General features: G+C 70.8%; 12 protein-coding genes. 3 read left to right on the forward strand and 9 right to left on the reverse strand.

The window, feature by feature from the left end:
- Positions 1 to 7 precede the first annotated feature (7 nt).
- From ACGFNP_RS43805 to ACGFNP_RS43830, 6 genes are read right to left on the reverse strand one after another with little or no spacing between them, the layout of a single operon-like run.
- Positions 8 to 199 carry a hypothetical protein gene (locus ACGFNP_RS43805; protein ID WP_393328863.1) on the reverse strand — a complete coding sequence of 64 codons (192 nt, stop codon included), beginning with the start codon at positions 197 to 199 and terminating at the stop codon, positions 8 to 10.
- The gene (locus ACGFNP_RS43810; RefSeq protein ID WP_393328865.1) at positions 196 to 1,188 is read right to left on the reverse strand and encodes a LacI family DNA-binding transcriptional regulator; all 993 of its coding nucleotides are present in this window, start codon (positions 1,186 to 1,188) and stop codon (positions 196 to 198) included. The genes ACGFNP_RS43805 and ACGFNP_RS43810 overlap by 4 nt, the downstream gene beginning before the upstream one ends.
- Positions 1,185 to 2,933, reverse strand: coding sequence for a glycoside hydrolase family 36 protein (locus tag ACGFNP_RS43815; RefSeq protein WP_393328867.1), 1,749 nt, complete (start codon positions 2,931 to 2,933; stop codon positions 1,185 to 1,187). The genes ACGFNP_RS43810 and ACGFNP_RS43815 overlap by 4 nt, the downstream gene beginning before the upstream one ends.
- On the reverse strand, positions 2,930 to 3,742 hold the full coding sequence (locus ACGFNP_RS43820) for a carbohydrate ABC transporter permease (RefSeq protein WP_393328869.1): 813 nt from the start codon (positions 3,740 to 3,742) through the stop codon (positions 2,930 to 2,932). The genes ACGFNP_RS43815 and ACGFNP_RS43820 overlap by 4 nt, the downstream gene beginning before the upstream one ends.
- Positions 3,739 to 4,659, reverse strand: a complete 921-nt coding sequence (locus tag ACGFNP_RS43825) for a carbohydrate ABC transporter permease (RefSeq protein WP_393328871.1) — start codon at positions 4,657 to 4,659, stop codon at positions 3,739 to 3,741. Before ACGFNP_RS43825 ends, ACGFNP_RS43820 begins: the two co-directional genes overlap by 4 nt.
- Positions 4,656 to 6,002 carry an ABC transporter substrate-binding protein gene (locus ACGFNP_RS43830; RefSeq protein ID WP_393328873.1) on the reverse strand — a complete coding sequence of 449 codons (1,347 nt, stop codon included), beginning with the start codon at positions 6,000 to 6,002 and terminating at the stop codon, positions 4,656 to 4,658. Before ACGFNP_RS43830 ends, ACGFNP_RS43825 begins: the two co-directional genes overlap by 4 nt.
- A gap of 218 nt (positions 6,003 to 6,220) precedes the next feature.
- Here ACGFNP_RS43830 and ACGFNP_RS43835 point away from each other — a divergent pair, with 218 nt between their 5' ends.
- The 3 genes from ACGFNP_RS43835 (at position 6,221) to ACGFNP_RS43845 (ending at position 9,512) form a co-directional block, all read left to right on the forward strand.
- Complete coding sequence (locus ACGFNP_RS43835) at positions 6,221 to 7,753, forward strand: SDR family oxidoreductase (protein WP_393328875.1); 1,533 nt, start codon at positions 6,221 to 6,223, stop codon at positions 7,751 to 7,753.
- 230 nt (positions 7,754 to 7,983) lie between these two features.
- Positions 7,984 to 8,622 (forward strand): HNH endonuclease family protein, encoded by a 639-nt coding sequence (locus ACGFNP_RS43840; protein ID WP_393328877.1) that lies wholly within the window; start codon positions 7,984 to 7,986, stop codon positions 8,620 to 8,622.
- 137 nt (positions 8,623 to 8,759) lie between these two features.
- The gene (locus ACGFNP_RS43845; protein ID WP_393328879.1) at positions 8,760 to 9,512 is read left to right on the forward strand and encodes an SDR family NAD(P)-dependent oxidoreductase; all 753 of its coding nucleotides are present in this window, start codon (positions 8,760 to 8,762) and stop codon (positions 9,510 to 9,512) included.
- Between the two features lie 4 nt (positions 9,513 to 9,516).
- On the opposite strand, the gene ACGFNP_RS43850 is transcribed toward ACGFNP_RS43845, so the two are convergent.
- Genes ACGFNP_RS43850 through ACGFNP_RS43860 form a run of 3 tightly spaced genes read right to left on the reverse strand, consistent with a single transcriptional unit; the run spans position 9,517 to position 16,330 of the window.
- The gene (locus ACGFNP_RS43850) at positions 9,517 to 12,072 is read right to left on the reverse strand and encodes an NACHT domain-containing protein (protein ID WP_393328881.1); all 2,556 of its coding nucleotides are present in this window, start codon (positions 12,070 to 12,072) and stop codon (positions 9,517 to 9,519) included.
- On the reverse strand, positions 12,045 to 12,734 hold the full coding sequence (locus tag ACGFNP_RS43855; RefSeq protein ID WP_358323657.1) for a hypothetical protein: 690 nt from the start codon (positions 12,732 to 12,734) through the stop codon (positions 12,045 to 12,047). The genes ACGFNP_RS43850 and ACGFNP_RS43855 overlap by 28 nt, the downstream gene beginning before the upstream one ends.
- Complete coding sequence (locus ACGFNP_RS43860) at positions 12,725 to 16,330, reverse strand: NACHT and WD repeat domain-containing protein (protein WP_393328882.1); 3,606 nt, start codon at positions 16,328 to 16,330, stop codon at positions 12,725 to 12,727. Before ACGFNP_RS43860 ends, ACGFNP_RS43855 begins: the two co-directional genes overlap by 10 nt.
- Between the last annotated feature and the right edge of the window lie 248 nt (positions 16,331 to 16,578).

Consider the following 16,578-nt stretch of genomic DNA (forward strand, 5'->3'; position numbering starts at 1 on the left):
GAACGGGTCAGCTCATGACCTTGACGGTGGCGGTGTGGCCGCCGGGCACCGGCACCAGGGCGACGGTGTACCTGACTCCGTCGATCACCTTGGGCAGGCCCGGGACGCGGTGGCCGTTGACCTCCAGCCACGGACGCCCGCCCTCGAAGCGAGCCTCCCAGATGCGCGGCGTACGCGAGCCGTGATCAAAGTTGATCAACGAGGCGGCGGCGCGGTGGACCCCCGGACCACCAGCTCCGGGGTGAACAGCAGCTCACCCTTGGGCACCTCGCGGTTGCCCACCAGCGCGATGACGCTCCGCGCCACCTCCTTGGCCAGCCGGTCGATCGGCTGGCGCACGGTGGTCAGCGGCGGATCCACGAACTCCATGATCATCGACCCGTCGTGCCCCACGACGGACACGTCCGCGGGCACCCGGAGCCCCTCCCTGCGCACCGCCCTGATCGCCCCGAGCGCCATGAAGTCGCTGGCCGCGACGACCGCCGTCACGCCCCGCCCGAGCAGCTCGGCCGTCGCCGACTGGCCGCCCTCGATCGTGTAGTGCTGCCTGACCACCAGCGAGCCGGTGTCCTCGACGCCCCGGCGCTCCAGCGCGGCCCGGAACCCCGCCACCCGCCGGTCGGCCGGCCGGTTGCCGGCGGGGCCCGAGGCCAGCCCGATCCTGCGGTGGCCCAGCGACCAGAGGTGGTCGACGGCCAGCTCGGCCGACAGCTGGTCGTCGGTCGACAGCACCGGCATGTCGTGCCCGTCGAAACCGCCGTTGACCCCGACGAACGGGATCCGCCGCGCGGCCAGCACGTCGCAGGTCTCGGGATCGGCGTCGTCGAGCGTGTTGCTGGCCGACAGGAACACCACCGCGGCCACGCCGTGCTCGGCCAGCGCGGAGACGAACTCGCGCTCCTGGATGCCGCCGGGCATAGCCGGGCAGATCACTCCCTTGAGCCCGTGCGGTGCCAGCGCGGCCTCGATGAGCTCGGCCACGTCGGTGAAGAACGGGCTGGACAGCCCCGGCGTGATCACCGCGACGAGCTGGCCGCGGGTGGAGCGCTCGTAGCCCAGCTCGGCCATGGCCCGCTCGACCGCCTCGCGGGTCTTGGCCGACACCCCGGCGCGCCGGTTGACGACCCGGCTGACGGTGGCCTCGCTCACCTCGGCCATGGCCGCCACCTCGGTGATGCCGATCTTCACCGCGTCACCTCCAGATCAGCCTGTCCCGAGGGCGGGACGTCGAGCACGCACAGGCCCGGCCCCAGCCGCCGGTCCGACCGCTCGATCCTAGAGCCGGAGTCGTCCACCCTGGAGCCGTCCGCGGCGAAGATCGCGGCCACGTCGAAGGTCCCGCCGCCGACCTCCAGCACGAGCCGATCCGACGCGGTGCCGTTGACCACGGTGATCTTGGCGTGCCGGGCGGCATCGACCGTGACCACCCGGTCGGCGGTCACGCTGATCACGCACCGGTCGCCGAGCGAGGCGCGCACGACCGGGTAGAGCTCGTCCGGGCGGCCGGGCTCGACCTCTCCGTCCAGCAGCACCGGCCGCAGCTCCCGCCAGCGCCGCAACCAGAACGCCACCATCCGGCGGTGCTCGCCGCTCAGCTCGCCCAGCCGCGCCGAGATCTGCGGCACGGAGTGCAGCGCGCCGATCAGCTGGCGGGCGGCGGCCCGCGCGGGGGCGGCGGGGTCCCACATGAGCATGTCCGCGTGTACGGCCCCGGCCCCGGCCAGGAGCCCGATGTCGATGGTCCGCACCCGGTTGGCCACCGCGTCGGCCGGGCAGTCGTTGGCGCGGAGCATGGTGCCGAACGGCGTCATGCCCGGCCCCACGTACGGCTGGCGGAGCTCGATCAGCGCGCCGGGCCGCACCGCCTCGACCTCCGCGACCAGCTCGGCGAGCAGGGCCCGCATGGCGGTGCCCACGTCGGCGAGGTCGCCGGGCGAGGGTGTGCCCGCGTAGGTCATCGCCGTGTCCAGGAAGTCGATCTTCAGCCCGTCCAGCCCGTACTCCCGGACGAGCCTGACGCAGGTCCGCACGACGTGCTCGCGTACCTCGGGGATGCGCGGGTCGAGCACGTGCGCGCCGGGCACTCCCCCGGTCTCGGGGGCGTACGCGGCGAGCGCGGGGAAGCACTCGGCCTCCGTGCCGAGCAGCAGCGGGGCCACCCAGGCGACGTAGTTCAGCCCCAGCTCACGGACCCGGCCCACATGCCCCGCGAAGTCCGGAAATTTCGTTGGATCGGGGCGCCAATCACCCACGCCGTGGTACCCGCGCCGGTTGCCCAGCTCCTGCCACCCGTCGTCCAGGATGATCGTCCCGCAGCCCAGCTCGGCCGCCAGCCGCGCCTCCGCCTCCACGGCCGACGCCTCGACCGCCTGGTTGAAGCCGTACCAGGTCGAGTAGACCGGCACCCGCGCCCCCTCCGGCACCGCGACCGGTCCCGCCCCCAGCGCGCCGCGCACCTTGCGCAGGGCGGTCGCGACCGTCGGCGAGGTGCGGGCGAAGGCCATCCGGTACGGCGAGCGTCCCGCGGGCACGCGCAGGTGGACCACGAACGTCTTGTTCTCCTCCGACACCCCGTAGCGCATGGTGGTCTCGGGCACCGGGTCCAGTGCGGCGAAGGTCAGCATGGACGCGCCGCCGCTGTCGTACAGGCAGCCGGCCACGGCGCCGCTCACCAGCGAGATCCGCGCGAGCCCCGCCCAGTCGGCGACGATCGTGCGGCTCCACCCGGCGTCAGGGTGCCAGAAGCCGGCCGCGTCGCCGAGCGGGACCGACAGCCTGATCTCCAGGTCGCCGTCGGAGTGGATCTCCAGCACATCGGCCGACCACTCGTGACGAACCACGGCGCCCGGGGTGTGCGTCAGGACGGCCAGCCGTACGTCGTCGAGCAGGGGCTCGGTGGGCGCGGGCGCGAGCCCGGCGGTCGTGACGCTCACTCTTTCACAGCTCCCGCGAGAAGTCCGGAGATGAAATGGCGTTGCAGCAGCAGGAACAGGACCGCCATCGGGATCGCGGCGACGGCGGTGCCCGCGAGGATCGCGCCGTAGTCGGTCTCGTTGGCGCCCTGCATGGACGCGATGGCCAGCGGGATCGTGTAGGCGTCACGCGTGCGCAGCGCGATGAGCGGCCAGACGAAGTCGTTCCACTGGTAGAGGAAGAGGTAGATGCCGAGCGCCGCGAGCGCGGGCCGCATCGGCGGCAGCACCACCCGCCAGAACAGCCGCAGCTCGCCGCAGCCGTCGACGCGCCCGGCCGAGAGCAGCTCGTCGGGCAGCGCCGACATCGACTGCCGCATGAGGAAGATCCCGAACGGCAGGGCCAGGTTGGGCAGGATGATCGCCTGGTAGGTGTTGAGCCAGTCGAGCGCCAGCATCATCTTGAACAGCGGCACCAGCGTCACCTGGCTGGGGATGACCAGGCCCAGCATGAGCAGCCCGAACATCAGCTCCCTGCCGCGGAAGCGGTATTTCGCGAAGCCGTACCCGGCCATGGTGCACACCAGCCCCGCGAGCAGGGTGTAGACGGTGGCGATCAGCGTGGAGTTGAGCACGACCCTGCTGAAGCCGATGGTCGACTCCAGCGTGGCCAGGTTGTCCAGCACGTGCCCGCCGGGCAGCAGCGGCGGCGGGTTGCCGAACACCTCGGCGGTGCTGTGCGTACTGGCGACGACCAGCCAGTAGAACGGTGCCAGGACCACGGTGACCGTGATCAGCAGCGACGACGTGAGCATCAGCCGGCGGGTCACGACCGGTCTCCCAGGAAGCGGAACTGCGCCATGCCGAGCAGCCCGATGATCACGGCGAGCGCGTAGGCGATGGCCGAGGCGTAGCCGAAGTCGAAGTACTTGAAGCCGTTGTTGTACAGGTACAGCCCCACGGTCAGCGTGCTGTTGACGGGGCCGCCGTTGGTCATGACGTACGGCTCGTCGAAGAGCTGGAGGGTGCCGATCGTGGACAGGATGAGCGTGAGCAGGATGACCGGGCGCAGTCCCGGCAGCGTGACGTGCCGGAACTGGTGCCAGGCGCCGGCTCCGTCCACGGCGGCCGCGTCGTAGTGGTCCTGCGGCAGCGACTGCAGCCTGGACAGGTAGATCACCGCGTTGTAGCCCGTGTAGTGCCAGGTCAGCGCGAGGCCGATGGCGATGCGGGCCCACAGCGTGTCGGTCAGCCACGGGATCGGAGCGACGCCGACCAGTCCGAGCGCCCAGTTGACCAGGCCGAACTGCGGGTTCAGCAGCACCGCGAAGAGCAGCCCGTACGCCACCAGACCGGTGACCATCGGCATGAAGAACCCGAGCCTGATGAACCCTCGGAACCTCAGCAGCCGCGAGTTGAGCGCCACCGCCAGCCCGATCGCCAGCGCCAGCATGATCGGCACCTGGACGAGCAGGATGACCGCGGTGTTGCGCAGCGCGGTCCAGAACAGCGGGTCGGCGACCAGCCGCTCGTAGTTCCCCGCTCCCGCGAAGGTCTGCAGCGCGCCGTCCGTCCTGAACAGGCTCAGCCAGAACGACCACACGATCGGGTACAGCTTGAACGCGGCGAACAGGGCCAGCGCGGGCAGCACGAACAGGTACGGCGCGAGCCTCCTCCCCTGCCACCCACGGACGGGCACGCGACGGCCCGGCGGAACAGTGGCCACCCGCTCGGTGACGGCGGTCACCGCAGCACCTTGCGCCCGGTCTGCTGGGCGATCAGGTCGGCGGCCTCCTTGAGCACGGTGGCCGGGTCGGCGCCCTTGAGCAGCACCTTGGTCTGGGCGTCCGTGACGGCCTTGAGCGCGCGGGGGTAGTCGGCGGAGTAGTTGGTCACGTAGGAGGGCCGCTTGAGCGCGTCGAGGAAGACCTCGCCCTTCTTCTGGCCGCTGAAGAACGCGGACGTCTCGTGGAAGATCGGGTCGTCGTACGCCGACATGAGGGCGGGCGCGATGCCTTTCCCGCGATAGATCGCGACCTGGCTCTCCGGCCGGGTGAGCACGAACTCGGCGAACGCGTACGCGGCCTCCCTGACCTTGCTGGTGCCCGCCACGGCCAGGTGCGTGGAGTTGACCGTCGCCGACACCTTGCCGCCCGCCGTGACGGCGGGTGGGAGGCGGACCTTCCACTTGCCCTTCTGGTCGGGCACGCTCTCCTCGACGACACCGCCGAACCAGGTGGGCATGGACTGGACCGCGACCTTGCCGCTCTTGAGCTGGCTGATCATCGTGTTCCAGCCGCCCGACATGTCGGCGAGCAGGCCGGCGTCGTTGAGCCGCTTGATGATCGTCATCGCGGTGACCGCCTGCGGCGAGTCGAGCGTGACGTTGCCCTGCATGTCGAAGTAGAAGGTGTCCTGGAGCTGGAGCAGCATCTGGAAGAAGTTGGCGGAGTCGGCCTGGGAGGCGGGCTTGTCGATGCCGAGCAGTTGGACGCCGGTTTTCTTCTTGAGCTCGACCCCGGCCTCGATGACCTCGTCCCAGGTCTTCAGGGCCTCCGCGTCGATCCCGGCCTTCTCGAACAGGTCGGCCCGGTAGTAGAAACCGGCCGAGTTGGCCTCCCACGGCAGCGCGTAGACCTTGCCGTCGCGGCTGACGGTCTCCCACATCCCCTGGGCGAACTCCGTCTTGTGCCGGTCGGCGCCGAGCGGCACGAGGTCGGCCAGGCCGCCGGGGAACTTCTCGATGTAGGCGGGCAGGTAGTCGACGCCGATGTGCAGGACGTCGCCGAGCCCCTGACCGCCCGCGGCCATCCCGGCGGTGATCTTGTCCCAGATGGCCGGATTGCCGATGTCCTGGACATCGACCTTGATGCCGGGGAACTGCTTCTGGAAACCGGGCACGAGCTCTTTCATCATCGCGGCCGGGCCCTGCCAGCTCCAGACGGTGACGTTGCCCTTGGCGGCCGTGCCGGTCGGACCCGCCGGAGCGGCCGCCGGGGCGGCGCCGCCACCACCGCAGGCGGACATCGCGGCCCCACCGGCGGCCAGGGCACTGAGCTGGAGGAATCGGCGTCGGTCGAGGTGGGCCATGGTCGAACTCCTGGGGGGATGAGGAGGTTTGGCCTGTTGCCGCGTGACGTTACATCCGTGTTTCGGACGCTTGCAATACTTCAGCGAAAACTTTCAGGCAGAAACCGGAAGTCCGACGCAAGCCATGGACACCCTGCCGCTCTCCGCCCTCAAGGCATGAGGACGGAGTGACAGGGAACGGAGCAGGTCAGAGGGCTGCGGACGGCGAGGGAGCGTCGATGGCGCACTGCCTGGTCACGGGGGCGACCGGTTACATCGGGGGACGGCTGGTCCCCGAGTTGCTGGCCGCCGGTCACGACGTCCGGTGCATGGTGCGCTCGGCGGCGAGGCTGCGCGACCTGCCCTGGGTCGGGCGGAGCGAGGTCGTCGAAGCGGATGCCACCGATCCCGAGCGAACGTTCCAGGCTCTGCGAGGGGTCGAGGTCGCCTACTACCTGATCCACGCCATGGGCACCGCCGGCCGATTCGCCGACCGGGATCGTCTGGCCGCGCGCACGTTCGCGGCGGCGGCCGAGCGGGCGGGCGTGCGGCGGATCGTCTACCTCGGCGGGCTCACCGGCAACCCCACCGCCGGACCCACCGCCGGACCCACCTCCGACCTCACTGACGATCTCACCGCCGGCCAGAAGCTCTCCCCGCACATGCGCTCGCGCGCCGAGGTGGGCGAGATCTTCCTGCGGGCGGGCGTACCGGCGGTGGTGCTGCGCGCCGCAGTGATCATCGGTTCCGGTTCCGCGTCGTTCGAGATGCTGCGCCATCTCACCGAACGGCTGCCGGTCATGACGACCCCACGCTGGGTACGCAGCTCCACGCAGCCCATCGCCGTACACGACGTGCTGCGCTATCTCGTGGCGTGGGCGGCCGTCCCCTGCAGCGTGAACAGGGGCTTCGACATCGGCGGCCCCGACGTGCTGACCTATGCCGACATGATGCACGGCTACGCGTCCGTGGCCAGCCTGCCTCCGCGAGTGATCATCCCCGTGCCGGTGCTCACCCCCAAGCTGTCCAGCCTCTGGGTCGGCCTGGTCACCCCGGTGCCCGCGGGCATCGCGCGTCCGCTGGTCGAGTCCGTGCGGAACGCGGCCATCTGCCACGAGCACGACATCGCCCGTTACGTACCCGATCCGGAGGAGGGGCTGATCGGGTTCCGCCAGGCCGTCTCCCTGGCCCTCATGAAGATCAAGGAGGCCGACGTCGCCACCCGCTGGTCCTCGGCGTCCACCCCGGGCGCGCCCAGCGATCCGCTGCCGACGGACCCTGGCTGGGCCGGTGGCAGCCTTTACATCGACCGCCGCGGCACCCCGGTGGACGCGAGTCCCGAGGCCCTGTGGCGGGTCATCGAGGCCATCGGCGGCGAGAACGGCTGGTACTCCCTGCCTGTCGCGTGGCGCCTGCGCGGCCTGCTCGACCGGCTCGTCGGCGGCGTGGGGCTGCGGCGCGGCCGACGCGACCCCGACCGGCTGCGCGTGGGCGACTCGGTCGACTTCTGGCGGGTGGAGGAGCTGCTGCCGGGCCAGCTGCTGCGCCTGCGCGCCGAGATGCGGCTGCCCGGCCTCGCCTGGCTGGAGCTGGGTGTCAGCGTGGCGCAGGGCCGCACGTTCTACACGCAGCGGGCGATCTTCCATCCGCGCGGGCTGCTCGGCCACCTGTACTGGTGGGCGATCTCGCCGTTCCACGGGCTGATCTTCGGACGGATCCCGGTCAACATGGCCGCCGCGGCAGCGCGGTCGGAACGGTTCAGCTCCAGGTAGCTCGCCCCGCCACCAGCGACAGGCCGGTTAACGGTACTCCAACGTTGACCGGCCCGGCGGCGGCGCCATGACGACCAGTGTCAGGAATAGACCAACGCCCGCTTTGCCGCTCGGCAAACCTGGCCATTTATGGACCAACCGGACGCTGTCACCGTCAAGGTGCCCGCCCTCCTCGCCCCCGACGAGGCAGTTGCTCCCGTCCGAGGACGGCGGCAGAAGGGCCACCCCCCATGCACCTCAAGCGTGCGTTATCGGCTGCCTTCAGCATCACCTGCGCGACCGTTCTGACCCTATCCATCACCACTCAACCGGCTGCGGCGATCCCGCCGAACATCCCGTCCGCCGCAACTGCGGCCTCCCGGCTCGAGGCCCTGACCGTGGCCGCCGAATCCCACAGCAGCACCTACGATCGCGACCTGTTCCCGCACTGGATCACCCAGAGCGGGACCTGCAACACCCGCGAAGAGGTCCTCAAGCGCGACGGCACCAACGTGGTGACCAACTCCGCCTGCGCGGCCGTCTCCGGCAGCTGGTACAGCCCCTACGACGGCGCGACCTGGACCGCCGCCTCCGACGTGGACATCGACCACATGGTCCCCCTGGCCGAAGCGTGGGCCTCGGGTGCATGGGCGTGGACGACCGCGCAGCGCCAGACGTACGCCAACGACCTGGGCGGCCCCGAGCTGTGGGCCGTGACGGACAACGTCAACCAGTCCAAGAGCGACCAGGACCCGGCCGAATGGCAGCCGCCACGCACCGCCGAGCGCTGCCGCTACGCCCGATCCTGGATCCAGGTCAAGTGGTACTACAGCCTGAGCCTCGACAGCGCGGAAAAGACGGCGCTGAGCAGCATGCTCGCCTCCTGCTGACCCTCGGCCTTCTACGGCACAACGCCTCCGAGGAAGCGGGGGCGTTGTGCCGATCTTCGGGACCCCCGCGAAGGAGCGCGACGTATGCCCCCCTAATCTGCATGGTAGACAGCAGCATTGGGTGAAAGAGGTCAAGCGTGAACAGCCGAGGCGTACTCGTGACCGGATCGTCGCGCGGAATCGGCCGCGAGGTCGCCAAGATCTTCGCCGCCGGAGGCGACCGGGTCGCGGTCCACCACCGCAACTCCCCCGACGAGGCGGAGAAGACCAGAGCGGCGCTCGACGGCGACGGCCACACCGTCGTCCAGGGCGACATAGCGGATCCGGACGCCGTCGCCGCGTTCGTCTCGGCGGCGATCGACGCCCTCGACGGCATCGACGTGCTCGTGAACAACGCCGCCGTCTACCTCTTCCACGACCCGCTGACCGTGGACTACGCGGACTGGCAGCGGATCTGGCGCGAGACCGTCGAGGTGGACCTGATCGGCGCCGCGAACGTCTCCTGGTGCGTGGCCCGGCACATGGTGGAGCGTGGCCGTGGCGGCCGCATCGTCAACGTCGCCTCCCGCGGCGCCTACCGGGGTGAGCCGCAGGCGCCGGGATACGCCGCCGCCAAGGCCGGCCTGACCGCGATGGGCCAGTCGCTGGCCATCGCGCTCGCCCCGCATCGCATCGCGGTCTCCTCGGTGGCGCCGGGGTTCGTCGAGACGGACATGGCGGCCACCCTCCTGACCGAGGAGAACCGGCCCGGAGTCGAGGCGCAGAGCCCGTTCGGCCGGATCGCCCAGCCGGAGGAGGTGGCGGCGGCGGTGCGCTATCTCGCCTCGGCCGAGGCGGAGTTCGTCAGCGGCACGGTGCTCGACCTCAACGGCGCCTCTTACCTGCGCTGAGAGCTCAGTCGTCCTCCTGCGGGGTCAGGAAGTCCTGGAGTTCGCGGTGCCGGAACTGGTAGGTGGCGCCGCTGACGCGTAGCAACCGTGCCTCGCAGGCCCAGTCGAGAAAGGTCCACAGCCGCAGCGGAAGCACACCACGAGCGGCCGAGACGATCAGGCCGATCATGGTGCGGGACCAGGCGATCGCGCCGAAGGCGAGGCCGAAGGTCACACCGCCGATGAGCGCGCACGCCAGCGACTCGACGACTCCCCGGTTCATAACGAACACGAGGAAGGCGGCGACACCGCCGGTGAGGCCGAAGGCCACTCCGATCATCGGGTTGCGGCGCAGGGCCTCTCGCGGGTGGGCCAGCTCCGCGTCCTTGCTCCAGCCACCCGTGGCGATCTTGAAGATTACCCCGAGCGCGAAGGCCGAGGCGAAGGCCCCCATGATCTCCGCGGCCAGGGGGAGCGGGCCGGCGTCGGCCAGGCGCAGCGGCGGCAGTCCGGTGAGGGCGCCGCACAGTCCGAAGCCCAGCAGGATGACCGGCTCGGCGCGGACCGCCTCGGATATGGACATGCGCTCGGCTCCCCGCCGTGCGGCGGCGGTCAATCCGAGGACCGCCCCGAACACCCCGCCCCCAGCCGCTCCCGCGGCGACGGCGAAACCGGGGTCGAAGACCTTGCCGCCGGTCAGCACGTACCCGGCCAGGCCGCAGAGCACGCCGACCGGGCTGCCCACCAGAGCGCCGAGCAGACCGCCGATCATGCGCCGCCGGTGCGGAACGTTGGCCCGCCCACCGGCGGCGGCCGGCCACGGCGACAGCGACAGGCCGGTGGCGATGCCCACCCAGCCCGCCATGAGCGCCAAGGTGAGCCCCTCCCCCGCGTCGAGCCAGTCGCGCGGGTCACCCGGGCGCTCGGCCCCCGACCCCGCCCAGAACGCCAGCATGGCGATGACGGCGAAGATCACGCAGAACAGACAGTGCAACGCCCGGACCCGCCGCCGGCCACCGATCGGCCACAGCAGGTGCGGGACGATGTCGATCGGCGTCAGACCTGGCGGCGGCCGATCCGTCCCGGCGGTGTAGGCGGCCTGCCACCGCAGGTGCGAGGCCAGGTTCTCCAGCCAGGACCGCACCTGTTCGGGACGGTACGGGGTGCCGTGGGCGGTGCGTGGGGTCAGGCCGGTCGCCGCCGGGACGTACGCGTCGAGCAGCCTCCGGGCGATCCGCGCCGCCGCCACCCGCGGGTCGGGGTCCGGGCCGGCGCGGAGCAGCTCGGCCGGATCGGCGCCGGACTCCACGGCGGTCACGGTCAGCAACAGCCGCCACGGCGTGGCCAGGGCGGTGCGGATGGCCGTCCCCGATGGTCCGGACAGTGCCGCGTGGATGCCGTCGCGGTACGTGTCGCAGGGATGGCCGTCCGGCCAGCGGGTGCGCAGGTACGCGTTGATCTGTTCGATGGTCAGGTCACGCAGATGGATCCGGGTGGCGTTGTCGAGTCCGGCGCGGGCTTCGGACAGCTCGGTGTAGCGGTCAGCGCGGCAGGTCACGACGACCGCCCCCGGTCGCCGTCCGGAAAGGTCGCTGTACCGGTTGAGCGCGGCCAGCAGGCCGATCGCCCGGCGGGGCGGCCCCGTTGACGGCTCGGGGTCCAGTTCGTCCAGCCCGTCCAGCACCGGCAGCACCTGGCGGTCCCGCACCAGCCGCTCCGCGTCCTTGGCCGCGAGTCCGAAGTCCCGCACCAGCTGTTCGGCCAGCCAGGGTTCGAACGGGCTGCCCAAGGTCCATCGTGCGGCGTTCAGGCGTACCGGCACCAGCTGCCGGTGACCGGCTCGTCCGCCGGTGGTCAGGAGGGGCTCCAGCAGTTGCAGAACCAGTTCGATGGCGAGCACCGTCTTGCCCGCTCCCGACTCGCCCACGACCAGCAGGCGCTGCGGGTGCAGCCCGCTGAAGAACGTCCCGATCGAGTGCAGGTCGTCCTTCACCTCTCCGGCGGCGTCGGCGTGGCCGATCGGGTCCGCGTACGGGGCGAACGAGACCGGCGCGATGCTGTAGCCGCCGAGCAGCCCTTTACGTGCCCGGTCCTCCTCCCGGGCCACACGCCGCGCCAGGAGTTCGACGGCATGGTCCCGGTCGGCGGGAGCCGCCTCGATCCCCGCCGTGTCACCCTCCGCGACCGTCTCCGCCGGGGTCTCCGCATGAGCGACCGGCTCGGTCAAGGCGGCCCTGGCCACCCGCCAGCGTTCGAGCTCAGCGGGGATGAGCTCGCTCGGATAGTCGCGGTAACGCAGGCAGGCGGTGACGAAGGCCTGCACGAAATCCCACCGCGGCAGCCTGTCGGTCTGCCGTAGCACCTGCGAGGTCGTGCTTTTGGGCAACGCGTCGATCGTGACGCCATCCGAGGTCACCGTCTGGCCGCCGAGAGACCGCAGCCTGCTCAAGGATGGCTCGCCAGCCCACTGTTTGAGCCGGACCAGCGACCGGACGAAGTCCGCGGCGCTGCCGGCCTCGGTGGGATCGGGTGGACGGGGGTGATCCGCGGTCATCAGCGCGTCGTCCTCACCAGCGACCACTCGAACACCGCCCTCCCGTGCCGGGGCCACCGGCCATCCCTGCACGTGCCTACCAGTGTCTGGACATGACGTGATTCCATCAGGAAATTGCGCGCCTCATCGGACTCCACCAGCTCCCGGCCGACCGCGATGGGCACGAACCCGTGCCGGGGAATGTAGACCCATCGGCCACGGTCCCAGTCATAGGGATCGAACCAGTGATGGCGCACCGTACCGGACGCCCGCACCTCCGGTCCGGTCCGGGTCAGGACGAACGAGCCCTGCGAGCGCAGCAGGCTCATCCTGCTGACGTAGAAGAGCTCCGTGCCGATGAACGCGTTGACCCGCGCGTCCCAGTAATCGTGTAACCAGGTGGAGTCGCCGTCCCGCAGCAGCCCCGCCTCTCGCGTGAGCTGCCGTTCGAAACGGCGCTGGTTCTTGCGCTCGGCTTTCTTGATCACTTTGAACGAGCGGAGCCAGCGCAGTGACATCGTCCTGGAGGCACCGACGCCGTCCATGAAGTGTTCCAGGAAATCCGACGCCATCGGGTGGATCTGCCGGCCGTCCGCGACGATCGAGCGGAACAACGCGGCCAGTTCCGGGACGGGCTTGCCCGTCCGTCGCCGGAAACCTCGCAGGAACATGCTCGCTGCCTCCGTGGTGGGGTCCAGGGTCACGGACACGTCTGCTGGTAGTCCTCCTCCGGCACGTAGTTCTCCCATTCGTCGCGAGTGAGGGAGCGGCCCGCGTTGGCGCAGGCCGCGGCCTCCAGATTGGCGGGTGTGGCGACGTTCCACAGCCGCGCGGTCCCGTCGTTGGCCACCGTGGCGACCGCCTTCCCGTCCCGGCCGTAGGCGAGCGCGGTCACGCCGCGGGTGTGGCCCACCATCAGGGAACCAAGCGGTCGATAAGTCCGCAGGTCCCAGAGCTGTACATCGCCGCCGGTGGCGCCGGTGGCGAGGATCTGGCTGTCCGGGCTGAACTCGAGCGCGTTGACCGGGCCGTCCTCGACGATCAGGCCGATGCCGATCTGACGGCGGCGCGCGACGTCCCACAGCCGGACGGAGTAGTCGCCGGCTGTGAAGGCCAGCCGCCGGCCGTCGGGGCTGAAGGCCAGGTCGTTGATGAATCCGCCGTCGGCCGCTGCCGCCGGGCCCGGGAGCTGGCGGCGGGTGGCCACGTCGAAGAGCCGCACCCGGTTGTCGTAGCCCGTGCTCGCCAGGGTCGCGCCGTCGGGGCTGATCGCCATCGCCGTGAGCAGGTCGGTGTGGTCGGTGACGCGAATGCGCGGCCCGCTCTCCCGGCGGCGCGCGACGTCCCAGAACGCGATGGCCTTGTCCTGCTGTACGGCGACGAATCTGCCGTCGGGGCTGAGCTTGGTCACGCCCGTGAGCGTTCCGTCATGGACGAGCTCGCGGCGGCTCGCGAGGTCCCAGAGCCGCAGGCCGTCTGAGTGGGACGTCAGGAGCGTCCGCCCGTCGGGGGTGAATCCGATCGTGGCCACGGAACGGCGAGCGCCCTTGGGACGCAGCGGGGGGCCGATGGGACGCTGGGTGGCCACGTCCCACAGCTGGATCGCGGGGTCCTTGTCGTCGCTCCCCGCACCGGCGGCCAAGGTCCGTCCGTCAGGGCTCAGCGCGACGGCGCCCTGTGCTGGCATCGGGGTGCCGATCTGCAGGTGGACCTGCGGGTCGGCCAGCCGTACCACGCCGTCGTCGCTGGCCGCGGCGAGCAGCTTCCCGTCCGGGCTGAACGCCACGCGCGCGACACCGCTGAGATTGTCGGCGAGCGCGACCAGCTGTTGCCGGCTGGCCGTGTCCCACAGGACGGTTCGACCGCCGGATCCCGCGGTGGCGAGCCGAGTGCCGTCCGGGCTGAAGGCGATCGCATTGAAAAGGGCAGAGCGTTCCTTGAGCACACCCGTCTGCTTTCGCGTGGCTATGTTCCACAGCCGGGCGGTTCTGTCGTAGCCCACGGTCGCGAGGGTGGCACCGTCCGGGCTGATGGCGACACCGGTCACACCTTTGGCGTGCCGGGCGAACGGGGTGCCGATCTGGCGGGATGTGGCGGTGTCCCAGAGCCGTGCGGTCACGTTGCCCGCGGTGGCCAGGGTCTTTCCGTCCCGGCTGAAGGCCACCTCTTGGATGATGCTGGAGAGTTGCGGCCCGTTGTCGGGGCGGCCCATGGGAGTCCCGTGCGGACGGTGCGTGGCCACGTCCCACTGCCGGACGACGCCTCTGAAGTCACCGGTCACGAAGGTCTTCCCGTCCGGGTTGTACGCGATCGCCGACACGACCTCCTCGTGCTTCAGCGGGGCGCCCAGCTCGTGATGGGTGGCCACGTCGTAGAACCGGATGGTGCTGAGACATGCCGTGGCCAGTGTCCGGCCATCGGGGCTGAAGGCCAGCTCGACGTCTGAGCATTCGTATTTCGGACGGGTGATCGGGGCGCCGAGCTGCCGCCGCGTCGCCGTGTCCCAGAGCCGCGCGGTGCCGTCGTCGCTTCCGGTCGCGATGATCGAACCGTCGGGGCTGAATTCCAGTGCCATGACACCTCTCGTGTGCCCGGTGAGGGTTCCCCGGCCGGTGCGGGTCGCCGCGACCAGAACGCGGTTGCGGGCTTCGTCGGTGTGCGCGATCCGCCAGGCCGCCATGGCCAGCATCGAGGCCAGGGTGGTGTCACCGGTGACCTCGCTCGCCGCCGCCACCCGGCGCGAGACCGCCGTTGTGCGTTGCCGAACGGCGTCGTTCGCCGCGTTGACGGCGGCGCCGGCCGCGATGAGGGCGAGCACCGACAGCGCCGCGAGGCCGGCCATGACGAGGCGTCGGCGGCGGCCGGCCCGCCGGGCCGCCCCCGTCGATGCCGTGATGAAGCGCTCCACGGTAGGGCCGGGCGGCGGGAAGCTGTCGGGGTCGCGGTCCCAGCGGGGCCGGGTGTCCTGGACCGCCAGCAGCCGGGCGCCCCGGTAGAGGAAGGCGGGATCGCAGTGGTGCTCGGCCCACTGGGCGGCGTCGTCGATGAGCTGGTCGTACACCGCTTGTGCGGTGAAGTCGGGTTCGAGCCATTGGCGGAGCGTCGGCCAGGCGATCAGGAGCGCGTCATGGGCGATCTCGACGGTGTCCTCGTACAGGGTGAGCAGGCGCTGGTCGGCGAACGCGGACAGCAGCGCCTCCGCCCGCTCTCGCCGCTCCGCCGAGTCCGCCGACGCGGCGGCGTGGATCTCGGTCAGCGTCGCCCTGCGCCGCGCCACCCGCCCGCCCGCGGTGATCAAGGTCATGCGCCGGAAGATCCGGAGCGCGGCCTTGCGGTCCTCGGCCGGCAGTCGCTCCAGGACCTCGTCGGCTGTACGCCGCACGGAGTCGCGGACCCGGCCGGACTCCTCATAACCCCGGACGGTCAGCCGGCCCTTCTCCCGTCTCCCCCAGGTGTTGCGCAGCGCCTGCGAGAGCAGGGGCAGGGCTCCGGCCTCGTAGCTGTCGCCGTCGTCCTGGCCGGCGCGTAACTCCCCCAGGATGGTCTCCACCAGGCCGGGCTCGATCTCCAGGTCCACCGCGGCCGCGGGGCCGGTGATGGCCAGCCGCAGATCCGACTCCGCCATCGGCTCGACGATGACCTGACCGTCCTGGATGGCCTCGGCGAACTGCGGGTAGGCCGCGCAGCGGTCCCAGTAGTCCGCGCGCACCCCGATGATCACTCCGGCGCCCCGCGGGCCTTCGGCCAGGGCGTCCAGGACCCGTACGAACGCCTGGCGCTCCTGCTCGTCGGTCACCAGGACGAACAGTTCCTCGAACTGATCGACCACCAGGAGGAGACGGCCGTCCGGTGGGAGAGCCCCCGACAGCGTCCACCGCGGATCGTCCCGCAGGTGCTCGTACACCGTCTCGACACGCCCGCCGAACACCTCCGCCCACCCTTCGGCCAGTGCCTGCAACGGCCTTGAGGTCGGCGTGACGAGCAGCCGCGGCCAACGCCGCGATCCGGCGACCGGCAACATCCCCTTCGCCAGCGCGGGCATCAGCCCCGCCCGTAACAGCGACGACTTGCCCACGCCCGAGGCACCCGAGATCAGCAGGATGGACCCGTGCTCGTCCAGGCGCGGTCCCAGGCGGTCAAGAAGGCTGCGGGTCGCCCGCGCACGTCCGAAGAAGAACTCGGTCTTCTCGCTCTCGAACGGCACCAGACCTTGGTAAGGGCACACCTCGCCCCCATTGCCGGACGGCGACAGCAGGGCACCATGGCTGCTCAGCATCCGCGCGCCACCCTCGTCACCCTCACCCATGGCCTTCATTCTCGCTAATCGCGCCGAGGCCGATCAAACGCATTGAAACGCGATGATCCGGCCCCCTCAGGCCGTCCGATTCCGTTCGCTTTCGTCTGACCAGTGGCTTGAACAGCCCGGACGCGCTTTTGATGTATCTGCGGATCTCACCGGTCTGGTCCGGCGATAAGAGCGGGGGTGTCGACCGGCCATGAGTATCAGGCACAGACCTCCAAAGGCGTGCAGACGTAAGGACGACCTTATCCAAC

It is taken from the genome of Nonomuraea sp. NPDC049269, from assembly GCF_043197155.1.
Lineage (GTDB): Bacteria > Actinomycetota > Actinomycetes > Streptosporangiales > Streptosporangiaceae > Nonomuraea.

Coding starts and splice junctions, on each gene's coding strand:
- ACGFNP_RS43835 (WP_393328875.1), top strand. CDS start 6,221: ATGGCGCACTGCCTGGTCACGGGGGCGACCGGTTACATCGGGGGACGG.
- ACGFNP_RS43830 (WP_393328873.1), bottom strand. CDS start 6,002: ATGGCCCACCTCGACCGACGCCGATTCCTCCAGCTCAGTGCCCTGGCC.
- ACGFNP_RS43840 (WP_393328877.1), top strand. CDS start 7,984: ATGCACCTCAAGCGTGCGTTATCGGCTGCCTTCAGCATCACCTGCGCG.
- ACGFNP_RS43860 (WP_393328882.1), bottom strand. CDS start 16,330: ATGGGTGAGGGTGACGAGGGTGGCGCGCGGATGCTGAGCAGCCATGGT.